We start from the raw sequence: 11,716 nt of genomic DNA on the forward strand, positions 1-11,716 counted from the left end.
AGAAGTGCCCGGCAGCGGGATGAGGGGCGGAGCTGACCTTGGCGATCAATGGCCTGATGCGATTACTCATAGGCGCATCGCGGTTCTCCACGCCCTCGCCACACTGTTCCTCGGCATCTTCTTCCTCATCCTGCCGGCGCTTGCCGCGCACGCGATGGACATCCAACCGGTGACCTCGTCAAAGGGCGTCAATGCCTGGCTGGTCGAGGACCACTCCATTCCGATCATCGCCATCCGCTTCGTCTTCGATGGCGGCTCGACGCAGGATCCGGCGGGGCGGGAAGGGTTGGTCAATCTGATGACCGGCCTGTTCGACGAGGGCGCCGGCGACCTCGACAGCGAGGCCTTCCAGATCAAGCTTGACGATGCCGGCGCAGAGATGGGCTTCGAAGCGGCGCGCGACGGCACCTATGGCGCGATGCGGATGCTGGCCGAGCAGAAGGATGCGGCCTTCGACCTGCTCAGGCTGGCGGTCACCAGCCCGCGCTTCGACCAGGCGCCGATCGACCGCATCCGCGCCCAGATCCTGTCCGGCATCATCGCCAATGAGCGTGACCCCAACACCGTCGCGCAAACCAAATGGCTGCGCGCGATCTATGGCGAACATCCGTATTCCAGGCCCGACCAGGGCACCAAGGACAGCATCGCCACCATCACGGCAGCGGATCTGGCTGCCTTCCACAAGGCCAATTTCGCCCGCAGCGGCCTGCATGTTGCGGTGGTCGGCGACATAGATGCCGCGACGCTGAAACGGAAGCTCGATGAGGTCTTCGGCGATCTGCCGGAAAAGCAGGTGCTGCAACCGGTTGCCGATACGGAGCTGAAGCTCGGCCAGCAGCTCGAGGTCGACTACGACCTGCCGCAGACCTCGCTGCAGTTTGCCTACCCCGGTGTGAAGCGCGATGCGCCGGATTTCTTCCCCGCGGTGCTGATGAACCAGATTCTCGGCGGCGGCACCTTCACCTCGCGCCTCTATGACGAGGTGCGGGAAAAGCGCGGCTTGGCCTACTCCGTCGATTCCAACCTGGTCGACCACCAGCATTCCAATGCGCTGATCATCACCACGGCGACGCGTTCCGACCGCGCCGCCGAGACGCTCGCCATCGTCAAGGAGGTGGTCAAGAAGATGGCGCAGGAGGGGCCGACCGAGGCCGAGCTGGACGCGACCAAGAAATACATGGTCGGCTCCTATGCTATCAGCAATCTGGATTCTTCCAGCGCCATTGCCGCGACCCTGGTGGAATTGCAGCTCGACAATCTCGGCATCGACTACGTGCAGCGCCGCGCGGCGCTCATCAACGGCGTGACGCTCGATCAGGTCAAGGCAGCGGCGAAGAAGCTGCTGACGCCGGCGCCCGCGATCATGAGCATCGGGCCGAAGCTGGAGGCCAAATGACAGGTCCGACTTTCGGTATCGCCTTTGGCGGCGGCGGCGCGCGCGGCCTCGCCCATATCCACATCGTCGAGGCGCTGGACGAGCTCGGCATCAAGCCGGTGGCCATCGCCGGCTCCTCGATCGGCGCCATCATGGGCGCCGGCATGGCCTCGGGCATGAGCGGCAAGGACATCGAGGACTACGCCCGCTCGATCCTCGGCCGCCGCGCCGAGGTGGCGGCGCGCATGTGGCGCTCGCGTCCCGGCACCATCGCCGAGGCGATGCAGGGCGGCATCCGCGTGAGCCAGTTCAACATAGAGCGCATCTTGAAGGCGTTCCTGCCGGAAGCCATCCCGGAAACCTTCGCCGAGCTGATGATTCCGCTCAAGGTGACGGCGACGGACTATTTCGGTCACAAGCTGGCCGTCTTCGACGAGGGCGACCTGCATTCGGCGCTCGCCGCCTCGGCTGCCATTCCCGCGGTGTTCCGCCCGGTGACGCGCGACGACCGCGTGCTGATCGACGGCGGCATCTACAATCCGGTGCCGTTCGACCTCATCGAAAACGCCGCCGACATCATCATCGCCATCGACGTCGTCGGCGCGCCTAGCGAGGCCGAGCGCAAGCACCCGACCACGGTCGACCTGATGTATGGCGCCACGCAATTGATGATGCAGTCGATCATCGCCCACAAGCTGAACCAGCGCCCCCCCGACATACTGATCCGCCCGCCGGTGTCGAAATACCGCGTGCTCGATTTCATGAAGATCGACACGCTGCTGGCCGAGACGCAGGAGGTCAAGGACGAACTGAAGCGGGAGGTGGAAAGAGTGGTCGAGGCGCGTGCCAAGGGCAAGCGGGGGAAGAAAGCAGGGTGAGCTGCCGATCTCCCCCCTCGAGGGGGAGATGGCCGGCAGGCCAGACGGGGTCGTCTCGCGTGAAGCTAGACCTCCTACTGTCGATAGGAGGTTGCGTCAGGACGGACCGACCGCCTCTGTCGCCTTCGGCGACATCTCCCCTCAAGGGGAGATTACCCCACCAGCGTCTCACACCCTCCCAGCCGCATATTCCAGCGCCACCACGCCATTGCTGAACTGTACGGTCGAGATCGGCTCCAACGCCACCGGCATATCGGGCGGGAACAGCTTCTTGCCCTCCCCGACGGAGCCAGGGTAGCTCAGCAGCCTGACGCGATCGACCAGACCATGGCGCAGCAATTCCCGCGCGACGCTCAGGCTGCCATGCACATAGATGTTGCCGCCGCTGCCTTGCTTCAGCGCCCGAACCGCTTCCGGCAACGCACCCTTCAGCAACTCGGCCGGTTTCCAGTCGAGTGCCTTCGGGCTTGTCGACGCGACATATTTCGGCAGCGCATTGAACCGGTCGGCGAAGTCTCCGGTTTCCTTGGGCCAAGAGCCGGCAAAAATCTCGTAGGTCGTGCGCCCCAGAAGCATGGCCCCGCTGTCGGCAAGCTCGTCCTCCTTGAACCTTTGCATCTCATCGTTCCAGGTCACGCTGGGCAGCTTCTCGACCTCGGCGATGCCATCGATGCTGACTCGGTGATAATAAGGTTTCTCATGGCGCTCTCCTTCTTCTGTCAAAGGACGAACCGTGTGAGCCTTTTGCGACCGCTCTGCGAAAAAAAGCGCTTTGTTGAGCAGGCGTTGCTGTCGGGCGCTGGCCCATCGCGCTTAAAGGGGGGCGCTTCGGACACCATCGACAAACGCCAGAACGACCACACACGGAGCAACGCAGTAAACCAGTCTCGCTCTGCGGCCCGTCTTCGTCACAGCGTCGCTTGCGTCGAGATCGACGGTGATGTCCTCATAGCCCAGCACTTCGCGATCAAGCGGGTAGGCGGCCTTGTAGACAGCTTCCTTGGCGGCAAAAAGGATGCGACCGGCAAGACACGAGTCGGTTGCGTCGATCCGGTCAGCGGGGACTGCAACCAGCGCGAAGATGTCGTCGGGCAGGGGCAAAGCGGGCTCGATATCGATGCCGAGCGAGGCGACGTGGGAGAGCGGCGCGACGGCCGCCACGGCTATCTCGTCGTCGTGAGCCAGCGACCCCGTTACTCCATGAGGCCATACCGGTGCGCCGGAGGAGCCGCGGAGGATAGCGACGTCGTTCAAGCCCATATCCGCCAGCAACTCGTGCGCGATCCACCGCGCCGCGCCACTCGCCCGCCGCATCAGCGGCAGGCGTGACGGGATGGAGCGTGCTTCCTGCGGCAGCAAATGGTTCTCATCGCCTTCGCGGATCGTGCGGCATCCGATCCGAACGCCGGCCGGCGTCATGGCGGCCATCGCCGCCAGCAGATGCGCCGACAGGCTGGCACCGGCATCGGGCGGGCGCGTCATGGCTGTTCGCCCCGCAGAGCGAGGTCGGCGATCATTTCCCCGTCCTCGTCGGGCCCTTCTTCGACGAAACCGGCAGCGCGATAGAGGCGGCGTGCCGCTTCATTCCCAGGTTCGTAGCAGATCGAAACGTGGCTGATGTGGCCGAGCCGCATGATTTCATCCAGCACTTCGCGCAAAGCGGCCTTGCCGTAGCCTTGGCCCTGATGGACGCGACCGATCATGAAGCGGTAGATCCGCGCCTCGTCGTCGTCCTGCGGCGCCTCGTACATCAGGAAACCGACGACGCGATCCCCTGTCATGACGACGCGCGGCCGAGCGTCCCCGTCGGTTTCGGCTTCGTCCAGCGACTCCGCATTGCTGGCGACGAAATCCATCTGATCCGGGGCCAGCTCCAGGGCCGCGACCACAGCCCGGTTGGCCGCAGTCACCGAAACGAGGCGGATGTCTGCGCTCATCAAGCCGTTGCCTTGACGCCATCCTCCGGCACCGGCTCGACGAAGCGATGCAGCTTGGCCGGGTTGCCCCGCCAGATCGAGTTGGGCTCCAGCTCTTCGCCCTTCATCACGAAGGAGTCCGCGTCGACCATCGAGCCTTTGCCCATCACCACGCCGTAGTGGACAAAGGCGGAAGGTCCGAGCGTGCAACCATCGCCGATGCGGATGAAATCGGACTTGAACGCGCCTTCTTCCAGCGAGTGGGCCTGAATGACGCAGCCCTCGTTGAGCGTGACGTCGTCGCCGATCTCGACCAGCGAGCGCTCGGTCAGGTTGCTGCCGCCATCATAGACCCGGCTGCCGACCTTGACGCCGAGCAGGCGCAGGATCATCGGCCGGAACGGCGTGCCGGCGAACAGGCGCACGATCGGCGAATCCGCCAGCTTCCAGTGGCGTTCGTGGCGCCAGAAGGCGACGTCGTAGATCGTCGTCATCTGCGGCTTTAACCGGCCAAAGCCAAGGCTTGCCCGCTCGACCAGAATGTAGAACGGAATGGTGATCGCCGAGGTCAAAAGCACGGCGGCGAACAGGGCGACCTCCGCCCATTCCGTATAGTAGTTTAGCGCCCGGTCCCAGATCGCCAGCGTGACGAACAGCATGACCCATTGCGTTGCCAGGAACAGAAGAATGGTCACCAGGTTGTGGCGGTTCTTGTGCGGGATGCGCCGGCGCCGGTCGGCCTCGTCGACGCCGGCGATAAGCTCCTTGTCGCGGTTCACCATGCGCGGGATTTCAAACGCAGGCGAACCGAGAAGGCCGACATTCTCGCGCACCGGCCCATCGATGGGGATCATCACCTTGGTGCCGAGCAGCACGTTGTCGCCGGTGCGGCCGTCCGGCGGATAACAGATGTTGTTGCCGAGATAGTTGCGTTCGCCGATGCGCGTCGGCTCGAGCCTGAAGGCCGAGGCGGATTTGTGCATGTTGATCATGAACAGCCCGTCCGAGACCATGGTCTCGGTGCCGATCTCGCACAGAAGCGGGTTTTCGTGCTGCTGGTTGGAGCCGAAATTGGAGCCGGTCTGCACCACTCTGTTGAGGTTCCAGCCGATGGCGCGCATGTAGTGCACGATTGCCGAGCTGTCGCCGGCCAGGAGCCCGAGCACGCGGGAATTGCTGGCGAATTCGGCGACGGTCTGCAGCCAGTAGCGGAAACCGTAAAGCGTGTAGGTGCGGCCCGGCTTCAAGATCAGGCTCGTCAGGCGCGGCACCAGCGTCGCTGCCAGGAAAGCCGCCGCGATATAGCCGAAAAGCGTGACCGTGGTGCCGATCGCGACAAGGCCGATCGTCTCCTGATAGTCGTCGCCGACATATTCCCAGTAGCTGTGGAACAGGAGCGGCAGCGGGGTGACGAGGCCAAACAGGCCGACCAGCTGCAGCGCTTCATAGAGGAAGCGCCGGACCTGGTAAGGATTGACATTGCGCACCTTGCAATAGTCCGCCGTGGTCGGCACCGCCGGCGATCCATGCCAGTGCTCGCCGTCGGGAATGCTTTGCCCGCGATGCAGCGAGGACGAATGGCCGAGCTGGGCGCCGTTGCCGATCCTGGTGTCGATGTCGAGCGTGGAGCCGACGCCGACGAAAGCATCGCGGCCGATGGTCAGCGGCCCGGTGTGGATATAACCGGACTGGGCCCTGAAGCCGAGGATCATCGATTCCTTGCGCAGGATGGTGTTGGCGCCGATGGAAATAAGATCCGTGCAGACGGGCACGGACTTCGATTCGATGACGGCGTTTTTCCCGAGCTTGGTGCCGAGCAGCTGCAGATAGAGGCTGTAGAGCGGGCTGCCGCGGAACAGCACGACGGGCGCGGTTCGGATCAATGTCTTGACCACCCAGAAGCGGAAGTAGCGCACGCCCCAGACCGGAAACGCCTCGGCCTTCCACCGGCCGATGAGCACCCATTTCGCCAGGACGGCAAAGCCCGACATGCCGAAGAACACGGCGGCCGAGAGCGCCACGCACCGGATATAGAGCTGCAGCGGATCGTCGAGCGCGTCATACATCCAGTTGAGGCCGTCATTGATCGCCCAGAGCGCCACGTAGCTGTAGAGGCCGTAGAACGAAAGCTGCGCCGCGCCGCAGGTCCAGTAGGCGAAGTTCGAGGCCCGGCGGGTGAGGACCGGCTCGTTGGTTGCCGTCGTCATCTCCTCCGCTACCCCCAGATGCAGCGCCAGGCGCGCCACCGTGGGATAGAGGTAGATGTCGCGCATCGACGTCGTCGCCCATTCCTTCCTGGTGCGCACGCGCGCGCAGAAATGCGCCATCAGCAAGGAGTTGGCGCCGAGATCGTCGAAGAAGTGATCCTCGACCGACACCGCGTCGAATTTCAGCACCGTGGCCAGCGCTTCCGCCAGGAATCGCTCGTCCTCATTGCCGGGCGGCACCATCGTGCGATCGGCCGAAAGCCGGACGCTCGTCGGCTTCGGCAGTTGGCGCAGGTCTACCTTGTTGGAGACGGTCATCGGGATGGCAGGCAGTTCCTCCAGATAGCCGGGCACCATGTAGTCGGGCAGCCGCCGCTTCATCGTCTGGGCGAGATCCCCTCGGGAAATCGCCGCTACGCCGGTTTTAAGCGCGTAATAGGCAACCAGTTCGACGCGACCGGGTTCGATCTCCCAGGTGGTGACGGCGGCCTGGGCGATCTCGGGCTGGTCGAGCAGCACCGCCTCGATCTCGCCGAGCTCGATGCGATAGCCGCGAATCTTCACCTGCGTGTCGATGCGCCCGGCATACTCGATCTCGCCGCTATCGTTGATCCGGCCAAGATCGCCGGTGCGGTAGATGCGCTGCGACGGGTTGTTCGGCAGGCCGACGAAATCGGCGATGAATTTCTGGTCGGTCAGGTCCGGCCGGTTCAGATAACCGACGGCGAGCCCGATGCCGGCAATGCCGATCTCGCCCAGTTCACCGGGCTCGGCAAGTTGCGGCAGCGAAGCGTCGAGAATGACGATCGAGTAAGTCGGCAACGGCGCGCCGATCGTGACGGGACGGTCCGGCGTCAGCGCCCCCATCGTTGCGGTGACGGTCGCCTCGGTCGGCCCGTAGGTATTGAGGATCTGCCGGCCCGGCTTCGACCAGCGCACCACCAGATTGTGCGGGCAGGCCTCGCCGCCCACCAGAAGCGTGCGCAGGCTGGGAACGTCCGATGTCATCGACGACAACAATGTCGGGCTGCAGGCCATGCAGGTGATGTCATGGAGGCGCAGGAAATCCGCCAGTTCCTCGCCCACCAGCGGCATCTGGCCAGGTGCCGGCACCACCGTCGCGCCGGCGACGAACGGCACCCAGATCTCTTCGGAGGAAAAGTCGAAGGCAATGGTCATGCCCTGATAGACCCGGTCGCCCGGCCGGTAGCCATAGGAGGCGGCCGCGACGTGTATGAAATTGACGAAACTCTGGTGCGTGATGACCACGCCCTTGGGCTTGCCGGTGGTGCCCGAGGTATAGAGGATGTAGCAAATGTCGTCGGTCGCCTGCTGCTTCAGCGGCGCGGGCGACTGTGCGGAGATTTCGGCGGCGGCGCTGTCGATCAGCACATGGGGAACGGGCAGTTGACCGGCGCGCGACGCATAGGCGGCGATGGTGACGATCATGCTGACGGCGGCGTCTTCGATGATCAGCGTCATCCGCTCCTGCGGAAACGCGGTGGCCAGCGGCACGAAGGCAGCCCCCGCCTTCATCACCGCCAGCAACGCGACATAGGTTTCCGCCGACCGGTCGAGAATGAGCCCGACCCGGTGGCCCGGCCGCACGCCGTGCTTGATCAGCATGCGGGCGAACTGGTTGGCACGGCTGTTCAGCTCCTGATAGGTCCACACGCGTCCGTCGGAGATCACCGCCGGCAACGTGGCGAATGTCACGGCGAGCTGCTCGAACACCGTATCGAGCCGCTCACCCGGCTGCAGGGCAAAGTCGGCGCCCGTCAGGACCTGGCCGTCCCTTGCCGGGCCGCGAGCGATCCTTGCCAGCGCATCGATGCTTGCCAGGCTGCCGATCGCCGTTGCCGCGTCGCTGTCCAGTTCGGCGATATCGTAGTCCATGTCCATACTTTCTCGTCCTCGCCGGGCATTGCCCGGCTGTTCATGCGGCCGCTGGAGGAGGCACTGCGCCGCCGCTGCGATTTTGTTGGTGGAGGGCTTCCAAAAAGGAAGAACCCGGAATCCGGGAAGCTTATGCCACCCGATCTTTTCGCCGGTTTTTCCGAACTGTTGAATTTTGTTTCTGGAGTGTGTCTGGGCGGGGATTTGCCGGGGCCTCGTCGACCCTTGCGGGGAGGGGTTCAGCCTCCGTGGCGACCCGGAAAGAGACTATGAGCGAACCTCATGCAGACGGCGCCGGCGAGCTGTCTATAATGGAGCGCTACGGCGACCCAGCAGCAGAGCGATGCCCAACGCCGGAAGCGTTGCCGCCGCAACGGCGAAGAAGACGAATTGCAGCCCGGTCGACGCGGCGACCAGGCCGAGCGCCGGACTGCCGAAGCCGAGCGCCACGTCGAGGAAGACGGTGTAGAGTCCCATGGCCAGGCCGCGGCTGCGCGACGGAAGATGGCCTACGGCCTCGGCGCCGAGGCCGGGATAGACCAGCGAGTAGCCGAGGCCAGTCAGACCCGCTCCGATTGCGGCGACAACAGGCCCGGTCGCAAGCCAGATCAGCATCAGCCCTGCCGCCTCGACCGCGACGAAGATCACGGCGACGCGTGCGCCTCCAAGCCTGTCGGGCAGGTGGCCGAAGCACAGCCTTGCCACGATCAGCGACGCGGCATAGGCCGTGAAGGGAAGCCATACCGGCTGCCAGCCCCGCTCGGCGAAGAGCAGGGCGCCGAAGCCCAGAATAGCACCATAGCCGAGGCTGCTGAAAGCAGCTCCGACGCCAGGAAGCCAGACCGCTTTCGCCACGCTCCTCCATGACTGCGGCGCGCTGCCCGCGACGGCGCCGGTGCCGCGCATCGGCAGGATGGCAAGCAGCGTCGCCAGCGGCAGGACGATCGTCGCGAGTGCGATCGCGGTGAAACCGCTCGCCGCATAAAGCGCGGATCCGACCGGCGCTCCCAGCGCGAGCGCCGCAAACATCGCCGTGCCCACCCAGGCTATGACTGTTCCGGAGTTCTGTCCGCCAGCAACGGAGAGGCCCCAGGCGACGCCGCCGGTGATGATGAAGCTCTCGGACGCGCCCAGTACCGCCCGTCCGGCGAACAGCGCGGATGCGGACGCTACCGGCCGGTCGAGCAATGCCAGCGAGCCGAGGTAAAATAGCCCGGCAAGGGCAGCGGCAACGAGGCCGACGATGACGGCGCGCTTGCCGCCGCGTCCATCGGCATAGTTTCCAGCCCCGATGCGCGACAGCATCGAGGCGACGAACTGGCTGCCCGTCACCAGTCCCACTGCGAAGGGGCCGAAGCCGAGCTGCTGGTCAAGATGCAGCGGCAGGACGGGTAGCGCCAGGCCGATCAGCAGGAAGCCGGCGAAGACAGCCGCCATGATCGGCACCAGTTCCGCCATGACGCCATTTCGGTCTGAAATCCGCGCCATCTTGGCCATCGGCAACCCAACTGTTCGGATCAGTAGCGTTCGTAGGTCACGCGCCAGCCTTCGGCCGGGTTGTCAGGCGTGAGGACCAGTTTGTTGTCCGAGACCTCGAATTTGCGTTTCATGCTCTTCCCGACGAGGTTGCGGACCAGGGAGGAATCGATTGTGATGACGAAGGTCTTGTCCTGGTCGTTGATGGCGACCGGCCCGTAATAGGCTTCGTAGCCATTCGCCGTGTAAGGCGTGTCCGGCGCCTTGGTGTCGGGGTTCTGCGCCTGCACCGAGAGGGTGCCGGCCTCGGTGAAGATGACCTGGCCGGAATAGGGCACGGGCTTCAGGTTTCCCTCTGCCCCGGCCTCGAGCGAAATCATGCGCCATGCGCCGATGATCGCGGATTCTTGCGAGAAAGCCGGCGTGGCCACCGAAAGCGCAAGCGCAAGGCGGCAATCTTCAATCTCATTGTCATATGTTGTTCCTTTTCTGAGTTTTGGGTGCGCACAGGCCGTCCGCCTGATTGCTGCTCACACCGAAAGCATGACCTTGATGGCGCGACGCTCGTCCATGGCGCGGTAGCCTTCAGCGACCTCGGCCAACGGCAGCTTGAGGTCGAAGACCTTGCCGGGCTTGATCCGACCTTGCAGCACACGGTCCATCAGGTCGGGCAGGAAGCGGCGCACCGGCGCCGGGCCGCCCAGCATGCGTTTCTGGCCGAAGAATAGTTTTTGGCCGTCGAAGTTCACGCCATGCGGCACGCCGACATAGCCGATGGTGCCGCCGGGGCGGGAGCAGGCCAGCGCCTGGTCGAAGGATTCTCCCGTGCCGACGCATTCCAGCACGGAGTCCGCGCCGACGCCCTTGGTGAGTTCCTTGATGAGGGCCACGCCTTCCTCGCCGCGCTCGGCGACGATGTCGGTCGCGCCAAACTCGCGGGCGAGCTTTTGGCGGCTGGCGTGCCGGCTCATGGCGATGATGCGCTCGGCGCCCATCTCCTTGGCCGCAAGCACGCCCATCAGGCCGACCGCACCATCGCCGACCACGACCACCGTCGATCCTTCGCGGACCTCGGCTGCGTCGGCCGCATACCAGCCGGTGCCGAGCACATCGGACACCGCCAGCAGGTCAGGGATGAGGTCGGCCGGCGGCACCTCGGCGGTGGCGACCAGTGTGCCATCGGCCAAGGGTACGCGGGCGTAAGGCGCCTGCGCGCCCGACATGAACTCGCGCTGCACACAAGACGACTGGAAGCCGAAGCGGCAATGCGGGCAGGTGTTGTCCGAGAGGCAGAACGACCCGACGACGAACTGGCCGGGGCGGACCGTGCGCACCTCTGCGCCGACCTCGACGACGATGCCGCAATATTCGTGGCCCATATGCATCGGCCCGGCGACCGGCTGCAGCCCGCGATAGGGCCACAGGTCCGAGCCGCAGATGCAGCTTGCCGACAGCTTGATGATGGCGTCCGTCGGCCGCATGATTTTCGGATCGGCGATTTCCTCGCAGCGTATGTCGCCCGGTTTGTGAAGAACGGTTGCAAGCATGTTGGTTCCTTTCGAGGGGAGAAGATCAGGTGCCGTAGTCGGCGTCGCTGACATGTTCCAGCCAGTCCACGACCTTGCCGTCCTTGACCTCCTGGAGGGCGATGTGGGTCATGGCGGTCTGAGGCGACGCGCCGTGCCAGTGCTTTTCGCCGGGCGCGAACCAGACGACGTCGCCCGGATGGATTTCCTCGACCGGGCCACCTTCGCGCTGCACGCGGCCCAGGCCGGAGACGACGATCAGCGTCTGGCCGAGCGGATGCGTGTGCCAGGCGGTGCGGGCGCCGGGCTCGAAGGTCACCTGTGCGCCTTGAACCCGCTCGGCGTCGAAGGGATTGAAGAGCGGATCGATCCGCACCGTTCCGGTGAACCAGTCAGGCGGTCCCTTGCCGGAAGGCCTGGTGCCGGCGCGAAGAATGTCCAT

10 protein-coding genes are annotated in these 11,716 nt (G+C 64.8%); 2 read left to right on the plus strand and 8 right to left on the minus strand.

Annotated features, from left to right (window positions below):
* The first annotated feature begins 19 nt into the window (after positions 1-19).
* Both NKJ80_RS06820 and NKJ80_RS06825 read left to right on the plus strand, forming a co-directional pair.
* Complete coding sequence (locus NKJ80_RS06820; RefSeq protein ID WP_023671546.1) at positions 20-1,396, plus strand: M16 family metallopeptidase; 1,377 nt, start codon at positions 20-22, stop codon at positions 1,394-1,396.
* Positions 1,393-2,253, plus strand: coding sequence for a patatin-like phospholipase family protein (locus NKJ80_RS06825; protein ID WP_023671547.1), 861 nt, complete (start codon positions 1,393-1,395; stop codon positions 2,251-2,253). The genes NKJ80_RS06820 and NKJ80_RS06825 overlap by 4 nt, the downstream gene beginning before the upstream one ends.
* A gap of 168 nt (positions 2,254-2,421) precedes the next feature.
* On the opposite strand, the gene NKJ80_RS06830 is transcribed toward NKJ80_RS06825, so the two are convergent.
* From NKJ80_RS06830 to NKJ80_RS06865, 8 genes are all read right to left on the minus strand, one after another.
* The gene (locus NKJ80_RS06830; RefSeq protein ID WP_023671548.1) at positions 2,422-2,976 is read right to left on the minus strand and encodes a dihydrofolate reductase family protein; all 555 of its coding nucleotides are present in this window, start codon (positions 2,974-2,976) and stop codon (positions 2,422-2,424) included.
* A gap of 90 nt (positions 2,977-3,066) precedes the next feature.
* Positions 3,067-3,735 carry a 4'-phosphopantetheinyl transferase family protein gene (locus NKJ80_RS06835; RefSeq protein ID WP_023724819.1) on the minus strand — a complete coding sequence of 223 codons (669 nt, stop codon included), beginning with the start codon at positions 3,733-3,735 and terminating at the stop codon, positions 3,067-3,069.
* The gene (locus NKJ80_RS06840; protein WP_023682965.1) at positions 3,732-4,190 is read right to left on the minus strand and encodes a GNAT family N-acetyltransferase; all 459 of its coding nucleotides are present in this window, start codon (positions 4,188-4,190) and stop codon (positions 3,732-3,734) included. Before NKJ80_RS06840 ends, NKJ80_RS06835 begins: the two co-directional genes overlap by 4 nt.
* The gene (locus NKJ80_RS06845; protein ID WP_352497280.1) at positions 4,190-8,278 is read right to left on the minus strand and encodes a Pls/PosA family non-ribosomal peptide synthetase; all 4,089 of its coding nucleotides are present in this window, start codon (positions 8,276-8,278) and stop codon (positions 4,190-4,192) included. Before NKJ80_RS06845 ends, NKJ80_RS06840 begins: the two co-directional genes overlap by 1 nt.
* Positions 8,279-8,578: 300 nt before the next feature.
* Entirely contained in the window at positions 8,579-9,760 is a 1,182-nt protein-coding gene (locus NKJ80_RS06850; RefSeq protein WP_352497281.1) for an arabinose transporter, read from the minus strand.
* A gap of 29 nt (positions 9,761-9,789) precedes the next feature.
* Positions 9,790-10,128 (minus strand): lipocalin-like domain-containing protein, encoded by a 339-nt coding sequence (locus tag NKJ80_RS06855; protein ID WP_488505263.1) that lies wholly within the window; start codon positions 10,126-10,128, stop codon positions 9,790-9,792.
* Positions 10,129-10,278: 150 nt separating this feature from the next.
* Complete coding sequence (locus tag NKJ80_RS06860) at positions 10,279-11,295, minus strand: zinc-dependent alcohol dehydrogenase family protein (RefSeq protein WP_023819974.1); 1,017 nt, start codon at positions 11,293-11,295, stop codon at positions 10,279-10,281.
* A 25-nt stretch (positions 11,296-11,320) separates the two neighbouring features.
* Positions 11,321-11,716, minus strand: coding sequence for a (R)-mandelonitrile lyase (locus NKJ80_RS06865; protein ID WP_352497283.1), 396 nt, complete (start codon positions 11,714-11,716; stop codon positions 11,321-11,323).

It is taken from the genome of Mesorhizobium sp. M0030 (assembly GCF_040323695.1).
Taxonomy (GTDB): domain Bacteria; phylum Pseudomonadota; class Alphaproteobacteria; order Rhizobiales; family Rhizobiaceae; genus Mesorhizobium.